The organism is Enterobacter sp. Ap-867, assembly GCF_011752855.1.
In the GTDB taxonomy this organism is placed as follows: domain Bacteria; phylum Pseudomonadota; class Gammaproteobacteria; order Enterobacterales; family Enterobacteriaceae; genus Cedecea.
Genome location: NZ_VWWS01000001.1, coordinates 649,070 through 673,765 on the forward strand (window position 1 = coordinate 649,070; position 24,696 = coordinate 673,765).

The following is a 24,696-nucleotide window of genomic DNA, read 5'->3' on the forward strand; positions in this document are numbered from 1 at the left end:
TCTACATCTCCAGAAAGTTTTTCAGCAGCTGAGCCCCAGCCGCACCGGAACGTTCGGGGTGGAACTGAACGCCCCAGAAATTATCTTTTTGCACCGCCGCGGTGAAGGCTTCACCGTAGTTTGCCTGGGCGATGGTGTTTTCGCAGACCGGCATCGCGTAGCTGTGAACGAAGTAGAAATACGCCCCGTCTTCAATGCCGCGGAACAGGCGGTCGCCCGCCTTCGGGTAAACACGGTTCCAGCCCATGTGCGGCAGCGGCAGGCCGAAGTCTTTCATCTGCAATACCGGCTGGTCGATAATGCCCAGCATTTCCACGCCGTGGCTTTCGTCACTGCGGCTGCCGAGAAGCTGCATTCCCAGGCAAATACCCAGCACGGGCTGGGTACAGGCTTTAATCAACTCCACCAAATCGCGCTCGATGATTTGGTTCATGGCCGCCTGCGCGGTGCCTACGCCCGGCAGAAAAAGCTTATCGGCGCGCAGCACCACGTCCGGGTCACGGCTGACCAGCGGCTCATAGCCGTGGCGCTGAATGGCCGATTTCACCGAATGCAGGTTGGCGCAGCCCGTGTCGAGGATCACCACGTTCATCAGAGCACTCCTTTCGAGGAGGGGAGCGTATCGCCCTCTACGCGAATCGCCTGGCGCAGGGTGCGGCCAAAGACTTTAAACAGGCTCTCCACGCGGTGGTGATCGTTCTTGCCTTTGGTCTTCAGGTGCAGCGTCACGCCCATGGTGTAAGAGAGCGAGCGGAAGAAGTGTTCCACCATTTCGGTGCTGAGATCGCCCACGCGCTGGTAGTTGAACTCGGCTTTATATTCGAGGTGCGGGCGGCCGGAGATATCCAGCGCGCAGCGGGCGAGGCATTCGTCCATCGGCAGCACAAAGCCAAAGCGGGTGATGCCACGTTTGTCGCCCAGCGCCAGCTTCAGCGCTTCGCCCAGCGCCAGACCGGTATCTTCCACGGTGTGGTGATCGTCGATGTATAAATCGCCTTTCACCGCGATCTCCATGCGGAAGCCGCCGTGGGTGCAGATCTGGTCCAGCATGTGATCAAAGAAACCGACGCCGGTGGCGATCTTGCTGCCGCCTTCACGATCCAGCCACACCTTCACGTCAATCTGCGTTTCTTTGGTGTTGCGCTCCACGTGGGCGTAGCGATCGCGCTTAGTGAGTTTCTCGGCGATTTGCTTCCAGTCCAGGCCATCGCTGTTGTAGCGCAGGCCCTGAATGCCCATGTTTGCGGCCAGCTCAATGTCCGTGGCGCGGTCGCCAATCACGTAACTATTGGCTTTATCCAGCACGCCGTCCTGCAGGTAGCCAGTGACCAGCGCCAGCTTCGGCTTGCGGCAGTCGCAGTTGTCCGCTGGCAGGTGAGGGCAAATCAGCACCTCATCAAAAAGAATGTCCTGTGAGGTCAGCACCTGCATCATCAGGTTGTGCGGGCCGTCGAAATCGGCCTGAGGGAAGCTGGCGGTACCCAGGCCGTCCTGGTTGGTGATCATCACCAGACGGTAACCCGCCTTTTGCAGCTGCAGCAGAGCCGGGATCACCGCAGGCTCAAAGGCGAGTTTCTCCATGCGGTCGACCTGGTAATCGCTCGGTGGCTCGGAAATCAGGGTCCCGTCGCGGTCAATAAAAAGTACTTTCTGGCTCATTTGCTCTCCGTGGCCTGCAGGCCGGGTTGCTGACGCAGCGCCTCAATGGCGCGCTGGCACTCTTCTCGCGTGCCGATGCTGATGCGCAGGCAGCCGCTTAACGTCGGTTGTTTATTCTGGTCACGTAAGATAATGCCCTGATCCCACAGTGATTTAAAGACTGCGCTGGAGGCGGTCATTCTGGCGATGACGTAGTTGGTTTCGCTGTCGAAAACCTGCTCAACGCAAGGGACGCTTTTCAGCTCATTGATCAGATACTGGCGATTAAGCAGCACTTCGGCCACGCGCTCACGCATCGCGTTGATGCCCTGCGGGCTTAGCGCCTGGGCGGCGATGTCAGCTACCGGTGTAGAAAGCGGGTAAGGGGCGATGACTTTTAGCAGCAGGTTGATCACTTCCTCATTCGCCAGCGTAAATCCGCAGCGCAGGCCTGCAAGCGCAAATGCTTTGGAGAGCGTCCGCAGTACGACCAGGTTGGGATATTCCTGAAGCCAGCCTGCCAGCGTCGCCTGGGGGCAAAACTCGATATAGGCTTCATCGGCAACGACCAGCGCTTTATCGCGGGTCATTTCCAGCAGCGCGCGCAGATCCTGCGGATTAATCAACTGGCCGGTTGGGTTGTTTGGGCTGCAAACATAAACAACTTTTACGCCGTCGAGGTTCTCTGCAATCGCCGGAAGATCCAGTTGCCAGTTATCCAGCGTGGCCACGGTGCGGCACTCTACGCCAAAGGCTTCGGCACTGACGGTGTACATGCCGTAGGTCGGCGGGCAATAGAGAATCGCGTCTTTGCCCGGTTCGCAGAACGCGCGAATCAGCAGTTCGATACCTTCATCCGCGCCGCGGCTCACCAAAACCTGCTCAGGCTTCACGCCTGCGTAGCTGGCATAGTTGGCGATGACCTGCTTTGGCTGGCACTCCGGGTAGCGGTTCAGCGTCTGCGCGGTTAACTGGAACTCTACCGGCGTTGGGTATTCGTTGGCGTTCAGCCAGACGTCGCCGTTCCCGCCCAGGCGGCGGGCAGACTGATATGGGGTCAGGGCGCGAACGTTGGCGCGGGCTAACTCTTCGAGGCTCATGCTTGCTCCTTCAGGGCGGCGACGCGGAGGGTAACGGCGTTTTTGTGGGCGGTCAGCTGCTCGGCGGCGGCCAGGGTTTCAATGGTTTTTGCCAGAGAAGCAAAACCCTGCGGAGACAGCTCCTGCACGGTCATGCGCTTCTGGAAGTCCGCCAGCCCGAGGCTTGAGCAGGTGGAGGTGTAACCGTAGGTCGGCAGGACGTGGTTTGTCCCGGAGGCATAATCCCCGGCGGATTCCGGCGACCAGTCGCCCAGAAATACCGAGCCTGCGCTGGTAATATCGTCCACCAGTTCACGGGCGTTGCGGGTCTGAATGATCAGATGCTCTGGACCGTATTGGTTGGAAATCTCAATGCACTGCGCTAAATCACGGGCAACAATTAAGCGACTGCTTTCCAGCGCTTTGCGTGCGGTTTCTGCGCGCGGCAGGGCGGCAAGCTGGCGCTCAACGGCATCGGCAACGGCCAGGGCCATGGTGCTGTCCGGGGTCAGCAGAACCACCTGAGAATCCGGGCCGTGTTCCGCCTGAGAAAGCAGGTCGGAGGCGACAAAATCAGGCGTGGCGCCGCTGTCGGCGATCACCAGCACTTCCGATGGGCCAGCAGGCATATCAATAGCTGCGCCGTCGAGACGCTGACTGACCTGGCGCTTTGCTTCGGTGACGAAGGCGTTGCCAGGCCCAAAAATCTTGTCCACTTTCGGAATGCTTTCTGTGCCTAGCGCCAGCGCGGCAATAGCCTGGGCGCCGCCGACCTGAAACACTTCCTGTACGCCGCAAAGCTGGGCCGCGTAGAGAATCTCATCGGCAATTGGCGGCGGGGAGCAAAGGACGACTTTTTTGCAGCCAGCAATGCGGGCAGGCGTGGCCAGCATCAGCACGGTGGAGAACAGCGGGGCGGATCCACCGGGAATGTACAGGCCCACGGAGGCTACAGGGCGAGTCACCTGCTGGCAACGCACGCCGGGCATGGTTTCCACATCCACCGGGGCAAGCTGCTGCGCGAGGTGGAATTTTTCGATGTTAGCGACGGCCACGGCCATCGCCTCTTTAATCTCGCTGCCGAGTCTCGCGACGGCTTCATCGATTTGCTGCTGAGTGACCTGCAGCTGCTTCACTTCAGTTTTATCGAACTTCGCGCTGTATTCACGCAGGGCGGCATCGCCGTTGCTTTTAACGTTGTTCAGGATTTCCGCCACGGTGCGAGTGATGCTGTCCGAAGCGGAGATAGCCGGGCGCATTAGCAGCGCGCGTCGCGCGCCTTCGTCGCAGTCGTTCCAGTTAATCAGCGTGTTGAAGTTGCTCATCACATCACTCCATCATCTTCTCAATCGGCAGCACCAGAATGGAACTGGCACCCAGCGCTTTCAGTTTTTCCATGGTTTCCCAGAACAGCGTTTCGCTGCTCACCATGTGCATCGCCACGCGCTGCTGATCGCCGGCCAGCGGCAAAATGGTTGGACGCTCGGCGCCTGGCAGCAGGGCAATCACTTCATCCAGGCGCTCGGTTGGCGCGTGCATCATGATGTATTTGGACTCGCGAGCCTGAATCACGCCCTGGATACGGGTCAGCAGTTTGTCGATCAGCTGCTGCTTGGCTGCCGGCATTTCGCCGTCACGCTGGATCAGGCAGGCTTTGGAACGGTAGATAACTTCGACTTCACGCAGCCCGTTGGCTTCAAGGGTTGCGCCGGTAGACACCAGGTCGCAGATGGCATCGGCCAGACCGGCGCGCGGGGCCACTTCCACCGAGCCGTTCAGCAGGCAGGATTTAAACTGCACGCCTTTCTGGTCGAGGTAACGCTTCAGCAGGTGCGGGTAAGAGGTCGCAATGCGTTTGTTGTTGAGGCTGGCCGGGCCATCCCACGGCTCGTCTACGGCGGTGGCCAACGACAGGCGGCAGCCGCCAAAGTCCAAGCGACGCAGCGTGTAATAACGCGGATCTTCGCCCTGGGCGCGGCGCGTCAGCAGCTCTTCTTCGAGCACGTTTTCACCGATGATACCGAGGTCCACGACGCCGTCCATCACCAGCCCTGGAATGTCGTCATCACGCACGCGCAGAATGTCGATGGGCATGTTTTCGGCCAGCGCAATCAGGCGTTGGGTGTGCAGGTTAATTTTTATGCCGCAGCGGGCGAGTAATTCGCGTGAATCATCGCTAAGACGGCCAGATTTCTGCATAGCTATGCGTAAACGGTTGTTGTCGGTCATCGGTAGTTACCCCTTATCAATTCCTGTCTGACGCCCAATAAAAAAGCCCCCGGAAGATATCTTCCGGGGGCTTTTTCTCGCGTTCACGCACCACTGGAAGATCTTTTCGTCTCCCAGCACCAATCGCCTGAAAGACTAGTCAGGGTGATGGTGATGATGGTGGTTTTTAAACTGAGCGCGTGTCATAAAATTCTCGTATGAATGACTATTCATTATGTGCCAATTAACGTAAACCAGATGACGCACCGAGCGCAAGGGGTTTTTTCCTCGCTGATTAATATTCTGTAAGGCTGAGGGAATTGTCAGTTCTGCCCGGGTGGCGTAGCCTTAACGGAGAGCTAAATTCACTCTTCAGAAGATAATGCTGCAAGGTCAGGAGACAAGGCATGAAAAGGGTCGCAATAGTCGGGTTGGGGTGGTTGGGTATGCCGCTGGCGCTCTCATTGTCAGCGCGTGGTTATCAGGTCACCGGCAGCAAAACCACGCAGGATGGCGTAGAAGCAGCTCGCATGTGCGGGATCGAAAGTTATCAGCTGAATCTGCAGCCGGAACTGGTTTGCGACAGTGAAGACCTGGAAGCGCTGCTGAACGTTGACGCGTTAGTGGTGACGCTGCCCGCCCGTCGCACTGGAGAAGGCGATGATTTTTATCTGCAGGCGGTGCAGGAAATAGTCGACAGCGCGCTGGCGCATTCCGTGCCGCGCATTATTTTTACCAGCTCGACCTCCGTGTATGGGGAAGGCGAGGGTAGCGTAAAAGAGACGTCCCCGCTTAAACCTGTCACCGCCAGCGGGAAAGTGCTTAAAGAGCTGGAAGACTGGCTGCACAAACTCCCGGGGACGTCCGTGGATATCCTCCGCCTCGCGGGGCTGGTGGGGCCGGAACGCCATCCTGGGCGTTTTTTAGCGGGGAAAAGGGACGTGGCAAACGGGCAGCACGGCGTAAATCTCGTGCATCTGGAAGATGTGATTTCGGCCATCACGCTGCTGCTTCAGGCACCTAAAGGCGGGCGAGTCTATAATCTTTGTGCTCCGGCCCACCCAACGCGGGAAGAATTCTATTCGCTTATGGCGCGGCAAATTGGCCTTGAGGCCCCGTCGTTCCGTAAAGACACGGCAACCGGCCACGGTAAGCTGATTGACGGCAGCCGCATCTGTAATGAGCTAGGCTTCGACTATCAATATCCTAATCCGCTGCTTATGCCTATGCAGTAAATTCAGCCGCACACCCGGGAGTGAGTATGAAACCTTTGCTGGAGGTCCTGATCATTCTCGATGCGCTGGATAAAGAGGGGAGTTTTGCTGCGGCGGCGGCAAAGCTCTTTAAAACCCCTTCGGCGCTGAGCTACAGCGTGCAAAAGCTGGAAAGCGACCTCAATATTCAAATCCTCGACCGCAGCGGCCACCGGGCGCGCTTTACGCGAACCGGCCAGCTCCTGCTGGAAAAAGGCAGGGAAATTCTGCATTCGGTACGCGAGCTGGAAAAGCAGGCGATCAAACTCCAGCAGGGCTGGGAACACGAACTCACCATCGGCGTGGACAATGCCTTTCCCTTTTCCCTGCTGACGCCCTTAATCGAGGCGTTCTATCAAAGCTACAGCGTAACGCGGCTAAAATTTATCAACGATGTGCTTGGCGGCTCGTGGGAGGCGCTCACGGAAGGGCGGGCGGACATTATTGTCGGGGCGATGAGCGAGCCGCCTTCGCTGAGCGGTTTTGGCTTTACGCTTCTGGGCCGGCTGGAGATCGTCTTTGTTGTCGCCCCACATCATTCGCTGGCGAAAGCGGAGGAGCCACTGCCCAGACGGCTGGTTAAGCAGTCCCGGGCGGTGGTCGTCGGAGACACCTCCAGAATCGAGTCCGCCCGAGCGCTGCATTTGCTTGAAGAGCAGGAGGCGATCACCGTGTTTGATTTCAAAACCAAGCTCGAGCTGCAAATCAGCGGCATTGGCTGCGGGTATATGCCGCGCTATATGGCGCAGCGCTATATTGAGAGTGGTGCGCTGGTGGAAAAACAGGTTGCGGGGCAGGTGCCTTATGTACCGGTTTGGATTGGCTGGAATGAGCAAACGGCCGGGCTTGCCAGCGAATGGTGGCGAGAAAAAATCGTCGCCGACCCGCATATCGCCCAGGTGTATATGCCAGTAGAAAAATAGTGCCTTTTTGACTGGCGGAATTTTACTAACCTGGCTATGTTGAATGGCAGTCAGGCAGTGCGTTATGGCAGCGATGTGCCGGAACGGGATTATCTTCTTCTGCCGTGCTGGATGTGGGAGTTTTTACTTCCGCCAGGCGCTGAAAAAGAAATTGCCAAAGATGGCTTTAACATCTTGTCATTGTGCCTTCGTATGGTGCAAAATACGCGGCCTGCAAAAGAGAAAACTAACCGACGTTTAAGAGACGTCGGTTATTTTTTTGCAATCAATTAAGTCAGACAAACGGCATTTGCCAAAAAAACCAAGAGGCCGGGCTTCGTACCGGATAGATACTAGCTTTTAAAAAACGACAGTCGTGTCGCCGAGGAAATTAAGATGGGGCAGATTTTTGCTTTTGCGCAGGCTTTCTCCACTGAGGGAAACAACCATGTCGCTTAACGTCACCGCAGGTGCAAACACCCGCCCAGGTCTGCGTAAGACCCTGACGCTGGTACCGGTAGTCATGATGGGCCTTGCCTACATGCAGCCGATGACCTTGTTTGATACTTTCGGTATTGTTTCCGGGATGACCGATGGCCATGTGCCGACGGCTTATGCCTTTGCTCTGGTGGCGATCCTGTTCACCGCGCTGAGCTATGGCAAGCTGGTGCGTCGTTTCCCGTCTGCGGGTTCCGCTTATACCTACGCCCAAAAATCCATTAACCCGCTGGTCGGTTTTATGGTGGGCTGGTCGTCGCTGCTGGACTACCTGTTCGCGCCGATGATTAACATCCTGCTGGCAAAAATCTACTTTGAAGCGCTGGTGCCTGAGGTGCCGTCCTGGATCTTCGTGGTCGTGCTGGTCGGCTTTATGACCGTTTCTAACCTGCGCAGCGTTAAAACTGTCGCCAACTTCAACAGCATCATCGTTATCCTGCAGATTCTGCTGATTGCGGTAATCATGGGAATGGTGGTGTACGGCGTTGCGGGCGGTGAAGGTGCGGGTACGCTGACAAGCAGCAAGCCGTTCTGGTCCGAGAACGCGCATATTGTGCCGATGATTACCGGCGCGACAATCCTGTGCTTCTCGTTTACCGGGTTTGACGGCATCAGCAACCTGTCTGAAGAGACCAAGAACGCCGAGCGTGTGATTCCGCGCGCTATCTTCCTGACCGCGCTGATTGGTGGCCTGATCTTCATCGTCTCCACCTATTTCCTGCAACTGTACTTCCCGGATATCTCTCGCTTCAAGGATCCGGATGCGTCTCAGCCGGAAATCATGCTGTTTGTGGCGGGTAAAGCCTTCCAGGTTGGCGCGCTGATCTTCTCCACCATTACCGTACTGGCTTCCGGTATGGCCGCGCACACTGGCGTTTCCCGCCTGATGTACGTGATGGGTCGTGACGGCGTGTTCCCGAACCGCTTCTTTGGGTATATTCATCCGAAATGGCGTACCCCGGCGTTCAACGTGCTGCTGGTGGGCGCAGTTGCGCTGATGGCTATCGACTTTGACCTGGTTACCGCCACCGCGCTGATTAACTTCGGTGCACTGGTTGCCTTTACCTTCGTTAACCTGTCGGTTATCTCGCAGTTCTGGATCCGCGAAAAGCGCAACAAGACGTTCAAAGATCACCTGAACTTCCTGGTTCTGCCGACGATTGGTGCCCTGACCGTGGGTGCGCTGTGGATTAACCTGGAACAAAGCTCGATGATTCTCGGCCTGATTTGGGGTGCGATCGGCCTGATTTACGTGGCCTGCGTGACCCGCAGTTTCCGTAACCCGGTGCCTCAGTACAACGAAGACATCGCTTAATCAGTTTCGAAGCAATAAAAATGGCTCCCAAAGGGAGCCATTTTTTTATCTGTCAAAAGGGTTAACCGACCAGGTACTGGGCATATTCAAATAACGATTTCAGCAGCGCCATTTTCTCTTTATCCCCTTCATGCTGGTTATACAGCGCTTCCAGCTCAAGAGCATAGGCCTGCAGAGCTTCCTGGGAAAGCACGTCCCGGCGATACTGCAGCCAGCGGTTCTGCTCATCTTCGCTTAACGTGCCCGGCCAGTTGCGCGCGCGGTAGTTGAACAACAGCTTCTCAATGCGCTTATCGGCAAAGGTGATATCCAGCGCCGGCAGATTCTGCGGGTCGGTTTGCAGCACGATGCGCATTGCGGCACGGTCGGCGTCACTAAAGAAGCCGTTGTAAAGCTGGGCATCGACGTTATCGGAAGGCACATACGGCTCGGCTTCGGCAAACAGCGCCACCACCTTCTCACGCACTTCCGGGTGTTCGCGCAGTACTTTCAGGTTATCAAGGCATTGCTGGCGGTTAATGCCGAGGCGTGCAGCATCTTCCGGGCGCAGGGTGTTGGCGACGGCCAGCACCGGACATTTATTCAGATGCACCAGCTTGATCGGCACCGCTGCGTTATCACCCAGTTCGGCTTTGGGTGTGTACAGGCGTTCACGCAGGGTGGCGGCATCCAGCGCCAGCAGCGGCGAGATATCCCCGGCCAGGTCGACCATTATCACCGCATTGCGGTTGTCCGGGTGCCAGGCCAGCGGCGCTATCCAACTGGTATTGCCGCGCTGGGCGCCGAACATGCCGGATACATGGACCAGCGGCTTCATCTGCGGGATATCAATCAGCGTCTGTAACTTCTGCTTTGAGCGATGGCTGTAGAGATACTCAAACAGGCGCGGCTGGCGGGTTTTCACTAGCTGAGCCATCGCGATGGTGGCGTAAACGTCTGACATCGCATCGTGTGCGTTAGCGTGTTCAATGCCGTTGGCTTTGGTCAGGTGCTCAAGGCGGAAGCTCGGCAGCCCGTCCTCATTTTCCGGCCAGACAATGCCTTCGGGACGCAGGGCGTAACAGGCGCGCATCACGTCGAGCAAATCCCAGCGGGAATTGTCGTTCTGCCAGCTCCAGGCATACGGATCGTAAAAATTACGGTAAAAAATATTCCGCGTCACTTCATCGTCGAAGCGCACGTTGTTGTAGCCCACCACGCAGGTCTTTGGCACCGTGAAGATGTCGTGAATACGCTTCGCGAAGGCCGCTTCGTTCTCGCCGTGCGCCAGCGCCTGCTGGGGCGTTATGCCGGTGATCATCACGGCTTCAGGCTGGGGCAGGTAGTCATCCGCAGGCTTGCAGTAAAACACTTCCGGTTCGCCAATAACGTTAAATTCGCTGTCGGTGCGAATCGCGGCAAACTGGACCGGTCTGTCCAGCGAAGGGCTTTTGCCGAAGGTTTCGTAATCGTGAAACAGAAAGGTAGCAAGTGAGGCAGAATCGGACACAGAGGTTACCATTGAGCTAGTTATCATCAGACTCAATGGTAAACCATCTGCCGGCGCATCAGAAGGAAAAGCGCGTTTAAGATACGGACCTTTCGGACTTCATTTTCGCCCCGCTAAGCAACTGTTTACCCAGCGCGATGCCGCGTTTTTCAACCTTGTGGTAAAGCGCAACGGCAATCAGCCAGACGGTGGGCAGCGCGATGGCCGTGACTATCAGGAAACGCATCAGCGAAGGCTGATGGGCAAAACCGGTGTAGCGGACGAGCAGGCCGATGGTGGGGAGGACAATCATCAGGTGTAGCAGGTACACCGAATAAGAGACATCCCCCAGAAACAGGCTAAACCGACAGGTGAGCAGCTTGCGAGGCGCCGCCGTGATTCGGCGCAGACGATTTTCTTTGTCAGGCTGCCAGAGCAGCAGCGTCATGCCGGTAATCATCATGCACTCTGCCACCAGCCGCAGATGGGTTTCGGCGATATGCATCTGCCAGGCAATGACCGGGGCGAGCAGCGCCAGCGCGCAATAGCGCAGGTTTTTTTGCATTACCGCGTGGGATATCAGCATTCCGGCGATAAACAGCGGCAGTTTTATCAGGATCATCGACGGCATAGGAAAGGCGTTGAAGTAGTCCGGGAAGAGCCAGCGGGCCGCCAGGCAAACCACCATCAGCAGCGTCGCGCTAACCGTAAACCCGTAGCGCATCACCAGCAGCATAATGAACGGGAACAGCAGATAAAACTGCATCTCCAGCCCAATGCTCCAGTCTGGCAACACGGTGCGGAAGGACCAGGCCGGTAAGAGGCCAAAAATAAACGTCAGATGGCTGAAAATATTCATTGCGGAGTGGTCGGCATAGCGGCTGCTTGCGGTGGCGGTTGTCGGCCAGGCGCTGGCGATAATATCGCGCATTTCGCCGAACCAGCTGCCAAAAATCAGCGCCACGACCAGCAGCAAATAATAGAGCGGGGCGATGCGAAAGAAGCGGCGTAGCCAGAATTTGCGAAAGGTATCCGGGCTATTCCACGGCTCTTTTTCCCGACGCTCCTGATAATTTTTTGCCATCAAATACCCTGACAGCAAAATAAATAAATCGACCCCCATCCCAGGATCATAAAGAAGAGGAATGCGGCACTGCACCAGCAGGCAAATGTGGCCGAGCAAAACCCAAAACGAGGCCAGCCCTCGCAGCCCCTCCAGCTCTGGAGACCAGCGTTTACTTTCCACCATACGATGACCTTTATGCGTGTATTCTTCGGTCAGAGTAAAAATGAATCAGCGCTGCCACAATCAGAATGTCACGCAAACATGGAATATCGGAATAAACGCAGTGTGATGTCCGGGGGAATATATTTAGTACAAATATCATTCATTATTATTGCTAAATATGAAATGTCATATTTTCTTGCAATTTAAAGAAGCAAATTAACAAGAACTCCCGTAAAACGAGCCGCTGTAAATTAAGTCTTTGAGGAAAATCCGTTGAAAACCCGCCTGCTTGTTGCCCTGAGCTTTTTGTCCCTTTCCGTCAATGCTGCCTATGCTGATGATATTTTCCCCCATCAGCCGCAGCCGCCTCAGGTAGAAGCCGGCGCATGGGTACTGATGGATTACACCACCGGGCAGGTGCTGACCGCAGGCAATGAACACGTCCAGCGTAACCCGGCCAGCCTGACAAAACTGATGACCGGCTATGTCGTTGACCGCGCAATCGACAGTAAACGTATTACCCCGGACGACGTCGTCACAGTGGGGAAAGATGCCTGGGCAAAAGGTAACCCGGTGTTTGACGGGTCATCGCTGATGTTCATTAAGCCAGGAGACCGGGTGACCGTGCGCGATCTCAGCCGCGGGTTGATTATTGATTCCGGCAACGATGCCTGCGTTGCGCTGGCAGATTATGTTGCCGGGGGACAAAAGCAGTTTGTCGCCATGATGAACCACTACGTCGACCAGCTTGGCCTGCACGATACTCATTTTGAAACCGTGCATGGCCTGGACGCGCCGGGGCAGCACAGCTCCGCCTATGATCTTGCCGTGCTGTCCCGCGCTATTATCCACGGTGAACCCCAGTTCTACCATATGTACAGCGAGCGCAGTCTCACCTGGAACGGGATTACCCAGCAAAACCGCAACGGCCTGTTGTGGGATAAATCCCTGAATGTGGATGGCCTGAAAACGGGGCATACCGAAACGGCAGGGTTTAACATTATTGCCTCCAGCGTGCTGGGCCAGCGCCGCCTGATTGCGGTGATTATGGGCGGCCTTAGCTCAAAAGGGCGTGAAGAGCAGGCCCGCAAGCTGCTGCACTGGGGGCAGGATAATTTCGACACCGTGCAGGTCTTGCAAAAAGGCAAACCTATCGGCAGCGAGCACATCTGGTACGGCGACAAGGCCAATATCAATGTGGGCCCGGATCAGGACGTCTTCCTCGCGCTGCCTAAATCGGAAGTGCCAAACATCAAAGCAAAGTATGTGCTGAGCAAGCAGGATATGGAGGCGCCGCTGGCAGCCAATACGCAGGTGGGCGAGATCCAGCTGTTTGATGGTGACAGGCTCATCTCCCACTGGCCGCTAGTGAACCTCACGCCGGTGGAGAAGGGCGGGCTGTTTTCGCGTCTCGGCGACTTTATCAGCCACAAGCTTTAACCCTTTGTCTTGTTGATGAACCGCGCAATTTGCGCGGTTTTTTGTCGCCATTTCCTGCGAGGTTGCTCCCAAATCTGGCAGCTTGTGCCCCACCTTTAAAAAATATAGTGTATAAATGTACAGTGTATTTATTCATCAGCGTGGAGGCAGTATGACATTCAAAGTTCAGCATGTTCCGGCGCGTAAAGTGGCCGGTTTTCATCTGGTCGGGCCGTGGGAAACCACGGTTCCGCAAGGGTTTGGCCAACTGGCCATGTGGGCGAAAACCCACAGCCTCCATGGCGACTGGCTGGCCATTTACTATGATGACCCCGATGTTGTTCCGCCAGAAAAGCTCCGCGTGGACACGGTGCTGGGCGTACCTGAAGAGTTCAAACTACCGGAAAACAGCGAAGGCGTTATCATCACGGCTATTGAGGCAGATACTTACGCCATCGGGCATGCCATCGTAAAAAACGAAGCATTCCAGGAAGCCTGGGAAACCTTCTTTGACCAGGTAGAGGCTGATGGTGACTATCAGTTAACTGGCAAACCCTGTTACGAAATCTATCTCAACGACGGCTCGGCGTCCGGCGTATGGGAAATTGATATGTATATTCCGGTCGCTAAAGTCTGACAGGAGCTCGCCATGACGGAAGCTATCGCAGGATTAAATGTGTTATTCATCGCCGGGTATGGCCCCGTTACGCGCGACGTGGCGGCAAGTGCCGGGTTTTATCAGCAGGTGCTCGGTCTGCCGCTAAAAGCGATGGAAGGCAACGAGGACTATCTGGCAACGGAATACGGTGAGCTGGATGGCGTGAAACATTTTGCGCTCTGGCCGCTCGCTCAGGCGGCACAGTCCTGCTTCGGCGTGGACGGTTGGCCCGAGCACATTGTCGCGCCCCAAAGCTGGGTCGAATTTGAAGTAGAAGATGTCGGGCAGGCGACAGCGGTGCTAAAGCAGGCCGGGTATCAGATGCTGGTGGATAACCGTATCGAGCCCTGGGGGCAAACGGTGTCACGTATGCTCAGTCCTGAAGGGCTGCTGGTTGGCGTGACCGTTACGCCCTGGCTGCGCTAGCTGGCTTGAATCCGGGCGGCAGCCTGCCGCACATTTCTGATATTCAGCAAAGAAATGTGAAATATTCCGCGTAAAAGCCCCGCCGCACCTGGCAACATGATTTCTTTGTGAGAAAAACGGGTACAATTTCTTTTTTATTTTCGGAGAGCCGGGTGTGCGCCCCGACAAATCACTGACCCCGTTTGAGATCCGTATTTACCGCAACTATCGCGTTGCCCACGGCATACGTATCGCTCTTGCTTTTGTGCTGACATTTGTTCTGGTTCGCCTGCTGAACATCCCCGAAGGCACCTGGCCGCTTATCACACTGGTGGTGGTAATGGGCCCCATTTCCTTTTGGGGGAACGTGGTTCCGCGCGCCTTCCAGCGTATCGGTGGCACCATTTTTGGCGCGGCCATCGGACTGATAGCCCTTAAGCTGGAGCTTATTTCCTTACCGCTGATGATCATCTGGTGCGGGCTGGCGATGTTCCTGTGCGGCTATCTGGCGCTGGGTAAACGTCCCTACCAGGCGTTGCTTATCGGCATCACGCTCTCCGTGGTTGTTGGGGCGCCGCCGGGGGATATGGAAGTTGCTCTGTGGCGCAGCGGCGACGTTATCTTCGGCTCGCTTCTGGCCATGCTGTTTACCAGCGTTTACCCACAGCGGGCGTTTATTCACTGGCGTATCCAGATGGCGACCTTCGTGCAGGCGTTTAGCAAAATCTACACTGCGGGGTTCTCGCCAAACCTTGTGGAGCGCCCACGGCTGGAAAAACCGTTGCAGAAAATCCTGAATGACGTGGTCAAGATGCGCGCCCTGATTGGCCCCGCGGGTAAGGAAACCCGTATTCAGAAGTCAGTCTTTGAGGCGATTCAGACCATTAATCGCAACATGGTCTGCACCCTTGAGCTGCAAATCAACGCCTATTGGGCGACGCGGGAAAGCCATTTTGTGATGATCAACGCTCATACGCTGCGCGACACGCAGCAAATGACGCAGCGCACACTGTCGGCCATTGCAACGGCGCTGTATGAAGGGAACCCTTCGCCCATCTCAGCCAACACCGAGAAACTGAATGAGATCGTTTTTGAACTTCGCCAGTTGATGGAGGAGGGCAAGGGCAGTCAGCTGCAGGAAACGCCTATTCACGGCTACGTCTGGCTTAGCCTTGAACTGGCCCGTCAGCTTGAGCTGCTGTCGCACCTCATTTGCCGCGCACTGCGCAAATAGCGCGCGTAAAGCACAGAAATGACAATGCTTGTTTCGATTCAGCAGAAATTGAGGTTAAGATAGGGCAAGCCCGTTAGTGAGACTGACAAAAAATTGTAATCGTCAACCGCTACTACTAAGGTTATGGCGGTTGTCTTAACGAATCCGAGTACCAATTTAGCAGGGGTGTAAAAATGGAAAATATCAAACCTACCTTCCAGGACGTTCTGGAGTTTGTTCGTCTGTTCCGTCGTAAAAACAAACTGCAGCGTGAAATTCAGGACGTAGAGAAAAAGATCCGTGACAACCAAAAGCGCGTGCTGCTGCTTGATAACCTGAGCGACTACATCAAGCCAGGCATGAGCATCGAAGCGGTGCAGGGCATCATTGCCAGCATGAAAACCGACTACGAAGACCGCGTGGATGACTACATCATCAAAAACGCCGAGCTGTCTAAAGAGCGTCGCGAGATCTCTAAGAAGCTGAAAGTGATGGGCGAGCAGAAAGTGGCTGACACCAAGTCTGAATAACTTCAGCGATGAAAAAACCGCCTTCAGGGCGGTTTTTTTATGCCTCGTTCACCATCACCCGGAGTAGGGTTTCCAGCAGTCCGGGGAACCGAGCATCCAGATCTTCACGCCTCAACGAAATCAAATTTTCACGTCCCTGAGGGCGCTGCCAGATTACGCCGCTATCGCGCAGAACTCGCCAGTGGTGGGTCATGGTCGACTTCGCCACATCCTGAATTAAAGCGCCACAGGTAAGCTCTTCCCCCCCGGCAAGCGATCTGACGATCCCCATCCGCAAAGGGTTGCCCAGCGCAAAAAGCACATTTTCAAGGCGGATTTGTTCTCGTTCCGGATGGTTGGCGATCATACTCTTCCTGTAGGCGGTGGCGGCACGGCGGCCGGCTACTATAGCAAACTTGATAGCAAACTTGATGCCCTTCGAATGTATTGATATTAACGATAGCTCAAATTGTTCGAATATACTCGTACAATTGTACTATGCTGATGGCGAACAACTCTGGCGGCCATAGTGGCCGTCGCTTAACAGTCAACAAGACTAAGGACACATCATGCCCCGACCCATCCCTCTCGAACGCTATCGCAACATTGGTATTTCAGCCCATATTGATGCCGGTAAAACAACCACGACCGAACGTATTTTGTTTTACACCGGCATGAGTCACAAACTGGGTGAAGTTCACGATGGCGCAGCAACGACAGACTGGATGGCTCAGGAGCAAGAGCGCGGTATTACCATTACGTCCGCCGCGGTGAGCTGCTTCTGGCCGGGTATGGATCGCGGTTTTGAACCGCACCGTATCAACATCATAGACACGCCGGGACACGTGGACTTCACCATTGAGGTGGAGCGATCCATGCGTGTGCTGGACGGCGCGGTAATGGTTTACGACTCAGTGGGCGGCGTGCAGCCGCAGTCAGAAACCGTTTGGCGGCAGGCAAATAAATACCGCGTGCCGCGGCTGGCCTTCGTTAACAAAATGGACCGCCCGGGCGCTGATTTCTTCCGTGTGGTGCAGATGATGATTGACCGCCTGAAAGCCAATCCTGTTCCCATCGTCATCCCGGTCGGGGCAGAAGACAGCTTCACTGGCGTGGTGGATCTCATCAAAATGCGCGCCATTATTTGGGACGATGCGACCCAGGGCATGACGTTCAGCTATGGGCCTGTGCCGCAGGATTTGCTGCAGACTGCACAACTGTGGCGCGAAAAAATGGTCTCTGCGGCGGCGGAAGCTGACGATGAGCTAATGGATAAATACCTGGAAACCGGCGATCTGAGCGAAGCGGAAATTATTACCGGCCTGCGCAAGCGCACCATTTCCGGGGAAATTCAGCCGATGCTGTGCGGCAGCGCGTTTAAAAACAAAGGTGTGCAGCGCATGCTGGATGCGGTGGTAGAGCTGATGCCGTCTCCGCTCGACATTCCTGCCATTGACGGCGTGGATGAAAAGGGGGAGCACGCGGAACGCCATCCCAGTGATGATGAACCCTTCTCGGCGCTCGCTTTCAAGCTGATGACCGACCCGTATGTTGGGCAACTGACCTTTATCCGTGTTTATTCCGGCGTGCTGAAAAAAGGCGATTCGGTTTACAACCCGGTGAAAGGCAAAAAGGAGCGTATCGGACGTATTGTGCAGATGCATGCGAACGACCGCCACGAGGTGGATGAGCTGCGTGCCGGGGATATCGCCGCCTGCGTAGGGCTGAAAGACGTCACCACTGGCGATACGTTAACCGACCCGAATGCGGCGATCACGCTTGAGCGAATGGAGTTCCCTGAGCCGGTGATTTCCCTCGCTATCGAGCCGAAGACCAAGGCCGACCAGGAGAAAATGGGTATCGCGCTGCAGCGTTTAGCGGCGGAAGATCCCTCTTTCCGCCTGCATACGGACGAAGAATCCGGCCAGACGATCATCTCCGGCATGGGCGAGCTTCACCTGGAAATCATCGTCGACCGCATGAAACGTGAGTTTGGCGTGGAAGCGAACATTGGCCGGCCACAGGTCACCTACCGCGAAACGATCCGTAAAACGGCGAAAGACGTGGAAGGGAAATTTGTGCGGCAGTCAGGCGGTAAAGGCCAGTATGGACATGTAGTGCTGACGCTCGAACCGCTTGAGCCGGGCAAAGGATTTGTGTTTGAAGATGCCACCAAAGGGGGCGTAGTACCACGCGAGTTCATTCCTTCTGTGGAAAAAGGTCTGCGTGAGGCGATGAATACAGGTGTGCTCGCCGGTTACCCTGTGGTGGACGTCAAAGCCACGCTGACCTTCGGCTCTTACCATGACGTCGACTCTTCGGAAATGGCGTTCAGGATGGCGGCGATCTTCGGTTTCAAGGACGCCGTGCGCAAAGCGGATCCGGTTATTCTGGAGCCTATTATGCACGTCGAAGTGGAAACGCCGGAAGACTACGCCGGTAACATTATGGGCGACCTCTCTTCCCGCCGCGGCATGGTGCAGGGCATGGAAGAACGCTTTGGCAGCCAGATTATTCGGGCCGATGTCCCGCTGGCAGAAATGTTTGGTTATTCCACCACGCTGCGCTCAATGTCTCAGGGCAGGGCGACCTACAGCATGGAGTTCCATCATTATGCCGAAGCGCCGCGTAACGTGGCCGACGACATTATTGCCAGCCGTAAATCATAATTAGTCAGCCAGGGTGGATGGGGCTTTCTCATCCACCTTTCACCTGAGCAAGTTTACGAGTCCGTTTCCAGTGAGGCTGCAACTCGCTGAACGTTATTATGCATTTCCGAATCGTTACGTTGAGGCGGAGGGGGGGTAAGGTTAAGCTGGATATCGAGCTGCCGGACGGGACGCATTTCAACATCGCGCTTTAGGACTGATGGGGCGGTTTTCACCGCCCGCTCCGGCTTAAGCCTGCGCCGTTTCCTGTAAATGTCGCCATAACACTTTCTCGCCCTCGCGGCGGAAAATAACCGTAGACCAGCGCACGGTGCTGGAGCCGTTAAGCGTTTGCGTTTCGCGGTAAAGCACGGCGGCACCCTGCGGCCATTCGTCCAGTAACTGGAGGCTATCGACCTCAATCGCCAGCCCTTCGCGGCTGCCGCCGCTGGTACGGAAAAAGCTGCAAAGTGCCGGATAATCCAGCCTTGCGCCGCTCAGCGCGACCATTGAATAGTCGTGAGTAAAGCATGCCAGCAGCGCTTCCAGCTCCCCCTTGCCCGCACCAAGCCATTGCTCAATGGCAACATGGGCTTCAATCACTTCTTCAAACCAGATATTCATTGCTCAGAGTTCCTTTTGGGTCAGTTGATTTTTAATCTGCTGATTGTTGAGCCGCCAGGCGTAAACCAGCGGGGCAAGCGTCCCGGCGGCGGCAAGGCTAAAAGTGAAAAAATAAGCGCGAGGGGCGGGCATCAGCGCCTGTAAAACAGTCAACAGCAGGCTCAGTAGCGCCACGCCAAAGCAAAAGCTTAACTGGCGATTAATATTCCACAGTGCGCTCGCTTCCGGCATAGCCTCCGAAGGGATGGCGATAAAAGCGGTGCTCTGCGCTGTGCTGCTGGAAAGACTTCCCCCCAGGCCCATCAACGCGTAAGCGGCTACCAGCCACGAGGCTTGCTCGCCGGAGTTGATTTGTGTGAGCAGCAAAATCCCTGCGGCCTGAAATATGCCCCCGGCGGCGATCAGCGGGCGAGGGCCGAGGCGATTAAACATCTTGCCGGTAAATGAAATCGCGACAAAAGAGGCCATCGCCCACGGCAGCATCAACATTCCGGTCTGGGTGGCAGACAGGCCCAACTGCGTTTGCAGATAGACAATGCTGACCAGGCTGGTGCCCATAAAAATCCCCGGAATGCACTGGTAAACCAGCATGGCGTAACGCAGCAGAGGATCTGCCAGCAGCGGCAGGCTGAACAGCGGGGTCGGATGTTTGCCATTCCGGCGAATAAAAAGCCAAAGAATAAGCATACCAGCGATGAGCCACACTAATGCCGCGCCATGAGCCGCCGGGTTTCCGGCCTGCGTGACGCCCAGCAAAATAGCGAATAGCCCCGCCGATCCCAGCATTAGCCCTTTAACGTCCAGCGGCCTGCGGGCAGTTTGTTGCTCTGCAGGTTTTAGCCAAAATCCCGCCAGAACTAGTGTCAGCAGCGCCAGCGGCAGGCTGGAGAGAAATATCCAGCGCCAGCCAAAAAATTCCACCAGCAATCCACCTGCGGTTGGCGAAAGCGCCGGAGCCAGCAGCGCGACCAGCATAATGGCCGAGGAAAGCTTTGCCCGCTCGTGCACCGCAAAAAGCTGCCAGGTCAGGGCCTGGCCAACAGGGATGAGCAGCCCGCCGCCCACGCCCTGCAAAATACGTGCGGCGACCAATGCATTCAGGCCAGAAGCAAGGCCGGAGGCCAGCGTACCCAACGTAAAAAGCGCGAGAGAAAGTATAAACAGGCGCTTTGCACCCAGCCGCTGCGTCAGCCACGCGCTGCAGGGGATAACCAGCGTCAGGCCGCAAAGATAGCCGTGGCTTATCCACGCCAGCTCGGTGACCGGCGCGTGAAACTCCCTCCCCATTTCAGGCCAGGCGACGTTGGAGATAAACATAGTGATTAAGTCGAGAAAAAAACCGAGCAGATAAACGGCGGCAACCCTGTAGCGATAAGGCATGGCGGCTCTCGTGAAAAAGAAAAGGCGATTTCAGCAGGTTCCGCGAGACGGATAAATCCCGTTTCGGCTGATACACTGTCAAAAATAATTTGATAATCAGGCGAATTGGCATGCTCAACTTGCAGCGGGTGGCGCAGTTTGTTGCGGTGGTGGAGGCCGGGGGATTTACCGCGGCAGCGCAGTCCATTCAGCAAACGAAAGCGGCGATCAGCTTTAACGTTCGTCAGCTTGAGGCGGAACTTGGCGTTTCGCTGCTTGTACGCTCCACGCGGCGCGTGGCGTTAACCCAGGCGGGGGAAGTGTTTTACCAGCGCGCTCTGCAGCTGTTAAGGGAGAGCGAAGCGCTGGTGGAAGATGTGCAGGGGCATCACGGCGGATTTTCTGGCGAACTGAGTATTTCGACCACGCCGGAATACGGCCAGGCAAAGGTTATCCCGGCGCTAAGTGCCTTTGGCAGGCTGCATCCGGGGCTGACCATCCGGCACGAATCTTCATCTGCCCCGGCTAATCTCATCTCCGGGCAGTTTGACGTGGCTATTCGCCTGGGCAAGCTGGCGGATTCGTCCTACCGCGCGGCGCTGATAGAGCGGTTCGAGATTGTGGCGGTTGCCGCGCCGCAGTGGCTTGAGCGTAACCCGATTGGCAGCCTGGAGGCGCTGGCCGAAGCGGAATGGGTCATTCATCGTCGGCTGCCAACCCCCAGAGAATGGCAGGTCATTGGGCCTGACCAGGAAACGAGGGAGTTAACGATCACCGGGCCGGCCCGCTTTATGACCGACACGGCGGCGGCGCTCATGGCTTTTGTGGTTCAGGGTTGCGGCGTAGGTTTATTGCCCGAATGGCTGGTGCGTAGTGCGATAGGGCGCGATGAACTTCAGCATGTGCTGCCGGAATACCGTTTCCCGTCGCAGGGGATTTATGCGGTTTACCCCAATACGCGGCATGTCCCGGCGAAGGTACGTGCGCTGATAGATTTTTTGCAGGAGTGGGAAAATAACAGACCCGCTTAGCGGGCCTGCTTTTAGGCTTACAGCGCTTTTTGGGTTTTACCCTGCACGGTTGAAGCCGCTTGTGCAGACGAAATGCCCGGCAGCTCAATCTTCAGGCCGAAGGTCAGCAGCGAATACAATACGCCCCCGGTCAGCATCGAGACAATAACGCCCAGATTCGCCGTCGCAAAGACGCTGTGGCGGGTTTCTTCCGTCAGCAGGAAGCCCACCACGTGCGCGATGTACGGGTCACCGGAAGTAATTGTGCCCAGCCCCACAAAGGTCGCGATACCCAGTGAAAGCATTGCCGTCCAGCGGCCATCGCGGCCACCAAAACCCGCTTTATTCGCCATCGCCACATCCCAGCCCAGGCGCTTCTGGCGCAGGAAGTCGATCAGCTGAATCGCCCCGGCAGAGCCGATCACCACCGAAATAGAGGCCAGGAACGACTGGAAGGTCGCCAGGAACGAATCGGAAATAAACATCAGGTAGAACGCGCCGAAGCCGATGATAGCCGCGTTCAGAGTTGTCGTCGTGGCGCGGCTGGCAGGAATACCAAGCGCCAGCAGGGCAAGACCTGAACTGTATACGCCGGTAATTGCCGCCGCCAGCAGCGAAACAATAATCACGATGGAGAACGGCACGTAGAACCAGAACGGCAGCAGGTTAGTCAGCGAGGCAATAGGCGACTGCGCCGCCGCTGCGCTCAGGTCCGGGTTGCTGTCGGCAAGGAATGCGCCCAGCACCAGCAGGATGCTCACCGGCAGAGAAATACCCGTCGTCGTCCAGAAAATAACCTTCGAGGCCTGAGTTTTCTTCGGCAAATAGCGCGCGAAGTCGCCGCCGTAGTTCAGGAAGCCAAGGCCCACCATCGTCATCGCCATCACCACGCCGCCGATGTAGGTCAACAGGTCGCCGTGCGCCGCGCTCTGGCCCAGCTTTTCCCAGTGAATATGCGGCAGCATCAGGAAGATAAAGATGATGCTCATAAACCCGGTCAGCCAGGCGATGTATTTCTCCACCTTCATGATCAGCTGGTGACCATAAATGGCGACCGACATGGTCAGCGCCAGGCTGACGATGAACCAGCCGAGAATACACACCAGCGTAGGTTTGCCATCCGCCAGCGCAAAGGCCGCAGGCCAGAGCCTGGCGAACAGCGCCGCGCCGGTGGACGAGGCAAGGGTAATAATGGTGATTTTCCAGCCCATGTTGGAGATATAGGCGAACAGCGTCGGGAATTTATTGCCGTGATAGCCGAAGCAGAAGCGGGTCTGGGTCAGCGTAGGCAGACCGGTTCTTGGCCCGCCCACCGCCAGCACGCCGACCAGGCAGCAGGAAAGCAGGTAGCCGATAATCCCGGCGGTGATTGACTGCCAGACGCTCAGGCCAAGTGAGTAAACGTAAATGCCGTAGGTCATCCCCAGAATAGAGACGTTCCAGGAGAACCAGATCGGAAACAGCCCGGCGGGTTTGCCGTAGCGCTCAGCTTCCGGGACGGCATTCACGCCGTTTGCTTCAACTTTTATGCCGCCCGAGGCCGGCTGATGTGTAGAGTTTGTCATCGAAGAACCCTTATGGGAGAAATCAATCGCAGAGAAGTGCGGTTTCTAAAGCGAGCTCAATCATGTTGTCTAACGTGTTTTGTAGTTCTTCTGCCGTCGGCTCTGCCCCCGTGACGCTGCTTACGCAGGCGGTCAGCAGGCTCAGGGCTTTGGCGCGGTACTGCGCGGCGATGGTGAACAGCGCCGAGGTTTCCATTTCCACCGCAAGGATGTTCATCTTTTTGAGGGCGGGGAGCATGCCTTCGGGTTTGTCGTACAGCAGGTCGTTGGTAAAAGTGTTGCCGAATCGGGTCGGAATATTGTGTTGCTCGGCCGCCGTCCAGCAGCGGCGCAGCAGGTCAAAGTCCGGCACGGCCGCGTAGTCGTAGCCGCCAAACCGGTCGCGGTTTACCGAAGAAGACGTTCCCGCGCCGGTGGCGACAATCACATGGCGCATATCCACGCTTTCATCCACCGCGCCGCAGGTGCCGATACGAATAAGCTGTTTCACACCAAAGGCGTTGATCAATTCATGGGCGTATATGGAAACGGACGGAATGCCCATCCCGTGAGCCATCACGGAAAGTCGCTTGCCTTTGTAGTAGCCGGTAAAGCCAAACATATTGCGGGTATCGCACACGCGCTTTGCATCGGTTAAATACGTCTGCGCAATGTACTGCGCGCGCAGCGGGTCGCCGGGCATGATCACGGTTTCGGCAAAGTCGCCGGGGTTGGCGTTAATATGTGGCGTCATCAGACGATCTCCTGGCTGGTTTCATGCCATTACGATAGAAACCCCGTAGCTTGCAGAAAAAGGCAAATGTCCGACCAGGCCGACGGCGATCACAAATTTGATTTTTGCCTTTGCAAGAAAAGTGACACGCCAGGGCTGGCGAGGGGGGAGTAAAACGCGGAGTATTGACAATACCGAGGGGCGATAGTTAATCTCAGCCGCCTTTTTCGCCGCAGATTCTGGCGAAACAGGCAATACTTGACGTTATTTAGCTGCGAGGCAGCCTGCCGGAGAGCGACAACACCATGAATATTATTCAGAAATTCGCTCAGCGCGGGCACCAGATCCTACGCGATGCCGTGTACGCCGCGCCGCTGAAAAGCAAAGAGATCGGCCCCGATGAATTTATTCTGCGCCAGGGCGAAGAGATCAAAGCGCTCTACTGGATCACGCTTGGCGAGTACACCATGCATTACAACGCCGAAAACGGGAAAGCGTTCAGTCTCGGGCAGCGCTTTGTCAGCGACACTATCATCGGCGAAATAGAATATCTGACCCACACGCCGAGCCAGTTCTCGGTCGTCGCTCACGATACCATGACGGTCAAAGTCATCCCGCTGGCGATGATGGACACCATTCTGACCAGCCACGCGGAAGTCGGCGTCTGGCTCAGCCAGCTGCTTTCCACCAGCTACCAGCGCGGGATGGCGAGAACCATGGAGCGTTTCCTGCAGCCGCTGGTGTTTAACATCGTGGCCGACCTGTATGAACGCCATCAGCAGAGCAAGCCGCTGGTGGACTTCTCACAGGTATCCCGCGAGGCTGAACGGTTTGGCTGCTCCGAGAGAACCTACCGCCGGGTGATCAACCAGCTGATAGAAGAGCAGTACATTCAGAAAGTGGCCCATGAATACGTGATTTGCGACATAGAAAAATTCCGTCAGGTGCTGACGAACCCTGGGCGAATTAGTTAGCAGTTTTTTGT

26 protein-coding genes and 1 other annotated feature are annotated in these 24,696 nt (G+C 56.2%); of the genes, 13 read left to right on the forward strand and 13 right to left on the reverse strand.

The window, feature by feature from the left end; all coding sequences use genetic code 11:
• Position 1 precedes the first annotated feature (1 nt).
• From hisH to hisL, 6 genes are all read right to left on the reverse strand, one after another.
• Positions 2–592: an imidazole glycerol phosphate synthase subunit HisH gene (gene hisH / locus F3J26_RS02960; protein ID WP_039295104.1), complete on the reverse strand. Its 591-nt coding sequence runs from the start codon at positions 590–592 to the stop codon at positions 2–4.
• On the reverse strand, positions 592–1,659 hold the full coding sequence (gene hisB, locus F3J26_RS02965) for a bifunctional histidinol-phosphatase/imidazoleglycerol-phosphate dehydratase HisB (RefSeq protein WP_166991312.1): 1,068 nt from the start codon (positions 1,657–1,659) through the stop codon (positions 592–594). Before hisB ends, hisH begins: the two co-directional genes overlap by 1 nt.
• Complete coding sequence (hisC, locus tag F3J26_RS02970; RefSeq protein ID WP_166991315.1) at positions 1,656–2,738, reverse strand: histidinol-phosphate transaminase; 1,083 nt, start codon at positions 2,736–2,738, stop codon at positions 1,656–1,658. Before hisC ends, hisB begins: the two co-directional genes overlap by 4 nt.
• Positions 2,735–4,042: a histidinol dehydrogenase gene (gene hisD, locus F3J26_RS02975; protein ID WP_166991319.1), complete on the reverse strand. Its 1,308-nt coding sequence runs from the start codon at positions 4,040–4,042 to the stop codon at positions 2,735–2,737. The genes hisC and hisD overlap by 4 nt, the downstream gene beginning before the upstream one ends.
• A gap of 4 nt (positions 4,043–4,046) precedes the next feature.
• A complete protein-coding gene (gene hisG, locus F3J26_RS02980; protein WP_008455029.1) occupies positions 4,047–4,946 on the reverse strand; it encodes an ATP phosphoribosyltransferase in 900 nt (299 codons plus the stop codon).
• A gap of 37 nt (positions 4,947–4,983) precedes the next feature.
• Positions 4,984–5,106: a sequence feature (His leader region), on the reverse strand.
• Positions 5,082–5,132 (reverse strand): his operon leader peptide, encoded by a 51-nt coding sequence (gene hisL / locus F3J26_RS02985; protein ID WP_126358378.1) that lies wholly within the window; start codon positions 5,130–5,132, stop codon positions 5,082–5,084. It overlaps the preceding feature by 25 nt.
• Positions 5,133–5,332: 200 nt before the next feature.
• On the opposite strand from hisL, the gene F3J26_RS02990 reads away from it, so the two are divergent.
• The 5 genes from F3J26_RS02990 to F3J26_RS03005 all read left to right on the forward strand — a co-directional run bounded on the left by F3J26_RS02990 (position 5,333) and on the right by F3J26_RS03005 (position 8,893).
• Positions 5,333–6,160 (forward strand): SDR family oxidoreductase, encoded by an 828-nt coding sequence (locus F3J26_RS02990; RefSeq protein WP_166991322.1) that lies wholly within the window; start codon positions 5,333–5,335, stop codon positions 6,158–6,160.
• A 26-nt stretch (positions 6,161–6,186) separates the two neighbouring features.
• Positions 6,187–7,101: a LysR substrate-binding domain-containing protein gene (locus F3J26_RS02995; protein ID WP_008455025.1), complete on the forward strand. Its 915-nt coding sequence runs from the start codon at positions 6,187–6,189 to the stop codon at positions 7,099–7,101.
• Between the two features lie 36 nt (positions 7,102–7,137).
• Positions 7,138–7,374, forward strand: coding sequence for a hypothetical protein (locus tag F3J26_RS03000; protein WP_166991324.1), 237 nt, complete (start codon positions 7,138–7,140; stop codon positions 7,372–7,374).
• Positions 7,375–7,476: 102 nt separating this feature from the next.
• Positions 7,477–7,539 carry a hypothetical protein gene (locus F3J26_RS22815; RefSeq protein ID WP_494493252.1) on the forward strand — a complete coding sequence of 21 codons (63 nt, stop codon included), beginning with the start codon at positions 7,477–7,479 and terminating at the stop codon, positions 7,537–7,539.
• Complete coding sequence (locus F3J26_RS03005; protein ID WP_166872643.1) at positions 7,529–8,893, forward strand: APC family permease; 1,365 nt, start codon at positions 7,529–7,531, stop codon at positions 8,891–8,893. Before F3J26_RS22815 ends, F3J26_RS03005 begins: the two co-directional genes overlap by 11 nt.
• A gap of 61 nt (positions 8,894–8,954) precedes the next feature.
• Here F3J26_RS03005 and sbcB read toward each other — a convergent pair whose 3' ends face one another.
• Both sbcB and F3J26_RS03015 read right to left on the reverse strand, forming a co-directional pair.
• Entirely contained in the window at positions 8,955–10,382 is a 1,428-nt protein-coding gene (sbcB, locus tag F3J26_RS03010; protein ID WP_166991327.1) for an exodeoxyribonuclease I, read from the reverse strand.
• A gap of 76 nt (positions 10,383–10,458) precedes the next feature.
• Positions 10,459–11,610 carry an acyltransferase family protein gene (locus F3J26_RS03015; protein WP_008455017.1) on the reverse strand — a complete coding sequence of 384 codons (1,152 nt, stop codon included), beginning with the start codon at positions 11,608–11,610 and terminating at the stop codon, positions 10,459–10,461.
• A gap of 252 nt (positions 11,611–11,862) precedes the next feature.
• On the opposite strand from F3J26_RS03015, the gene dacD reads away from it, so the two are divergent.
• The 5 genes from dacD to F3J26_RS03040 all read left to right on the forward strand — a co-directional run bounded on the left by dacD (position 11,863) and on the right by F3J26_RS03040 (position 15,814).
• Positions 11,863–13,029, forward strand: a complete 1,167-nt coding sequence (gene dacD, locus F3J26_RS03020; protein ID WP_166991330.1) for a serine-type D-Ala-D-Ala carboxypeptidase DacD — start codon at positions 11,863–11,865, stop codon at positions 13,027–13,029.
• Positions 13,030–13,180: 151 nt separating this feature from the next.
• Positions 13,181–13,645 carry a DNA gyrase inhibitor SbmC gene (gene sbmC, locus F3J26_RS03025; RefSeq protein WP_008455013.1) on the forward strand — a complete coding sequence of 155 codons (465 nt, stop codon included), beginning with the start codon at positions 13,181–13,183 and terminating at the stop codon, positions 13,643–13,645.
• A gap of 12 nt (positions 13,646–13,657) precedes the next feature.
• Positions 13,658–14,092 (forward strand): VOC family protein, encoded by a 435-nt coding sequence (locus F3J26_RS03030; protein WP_166991333.1) that lies wholly within the window; start codon positions 13,658–13,660, stop codon positions 14,090–14,092.
• A gap of 154 nt (positions 14,093–14,246) precedes the next feature.
• Positions 14,247–15,305: an FUSC family protein gene (locus F3J26_RS03035; RefSeq protein ID WP_008455009.1), complete on the forward strand. Its 1,059-nt coding sequence runs from the start codon at positions 14,247–14,249 to the stop codon at positions 15,303–15,305.
• A gap of 173 nt (positions 15,306–15,478) precedes the next feature.
• The gene (locus F3J26_RS03040; RefSeq protein WP_008455006.1) at positions 15,479–15,814 is read left to right on the forward strand and encodes a DUF496 family protein; all 336 of its coding nucleotides are present in this window, start codon (positions 15,479–15,481) and stop codon (positions 15,812–15,814) included.
• Between the two features lie 37 nt (positions 15,815–15,851).
• Here the strand turns inward: F3J26_RS03040 and F3J26_RS03045 are convergent, their stop codons facing one another.
• The gene (locus F3J26_RS03045) at positions 15,852–16,160 is read right to left on the reverse strand and encodes an ArsR/SmtB family transcription factor (RefSeq protein WP_008455004.1); all 309 of its coding nucleotides are present in this window, start codon (positions 16,158–16,160) and stop codon (positions 15,852–15,854) included.
• Positions 16,161–16,362: 202 nt separating this feature from the next.
• Here F3J26_RS03045 and fusA point away from each other — a divergent pair, with 202 nt between their 5' ends.
• Positions 16,363–18,462 carry an elongation factor G gene (gene fusA, locus F3J26_RS03050; RefSeq protein WP_166872664.1) on the forward strand — a complete coding sequence of 700 codons (2,100 nt, stop codon included), beginning with the start codon at positions 16,363–16,365 and terminating at the stop codon, positions 18,460–18,462.
• A 228-nt stretch (positions 18,463–18,690) separates the two neighbouring features.
• Here the strand turns inward: fusA and F3J26_RS03060 are convergent, their stop codons facing one another.
• Positions 18,691–19,065, reverse strand: a complete 375-nt coding sequence (locus F3J26_RS03060; RefSeq protein WP_008454996.1) for a DUF4440 domain-containing protein — start codon at positions 19,063–19,065, stop codon at positions 18,691–18,693.
• 3 nt (positions 19,066–19,068) lie between these two features.
• On the reverse strand, positions 19,069–20,445 hold the full coding sequence (locus F3J26_RS03065; protein ID WP_166991337.1) for an MFS transporter: 1,377 nt from the start codon (positions 20,443–20,445) through the stop codon (positions 19,069–19,071).
• A gap of 110 nt (positions 20,446–20,555) precedes the next feature.
• Here F3J26_RS03065 and F3J26_RS03070 point away from each other — a divergent pair, with 110 nt between their 5' ends.
• The gene (locus F3J26_RS03070) at positions 20,556–21,455 is read left to right on the forward strand and encodes a LysR substrate-binding domain-containing protein (RefSeq protein WP_166991340.1); all 900 of its coding nucleotides are present in this window, start codon (positions 20,556–20,558) and stop codon (positions 21,453–21,455) included.
• A gap of 17 nt (positions 21,456–21,472) precedes the next feature.
• Here F3J26_RS03070 and F3J26_RS03075 read toward each other — a convergent pair whose 3' ends face one another.
• Both F3J26_RS03075 and deoD read right to left on the reverse strand, forming a co-directional pair.
• Positions 21,473–22,999 (reverse strand): cytosine permease, encoded by a 1,527-nt coding sequence (locus tag F3J26_RS03075; RefSeq protein WP_166991343.1) that lies wholly within the window; start codon positions 22,997–22,999, stop codon positions 21,473–21,475.
• A 22-nt stretch (positions 23,000–23,021) separates the two neighbouring features.
• Entirely contained in the window at positions 23,022–23,735 is a 714-nt protein-coding gene (gene deoD / locus F3J26_RS03080; protein WP_237717566.1) for a purine-nucleoside phosphorylase, read from the reverse strand.
• A 281-nt stretch (positions 23,736–24,016) separates the two neighbouring features.
• On the opposite strand from deoD, the gene F3J26_RS03085 reads away from it, so the two are divergent.
• Positions 24,017–24,685: a Crp/Fnr family transcriptional regulator gene (locus F3J26_RS03085; protein WP_166991345.1), complete on the forward strand. Its 669-nt coding sequence runs from the start codon at positions 24,017–24,019 to the stop codon at positions 24,683–24,685.
• Positions 24,686–24,696 lie beyond the last annotated feature (11 nt).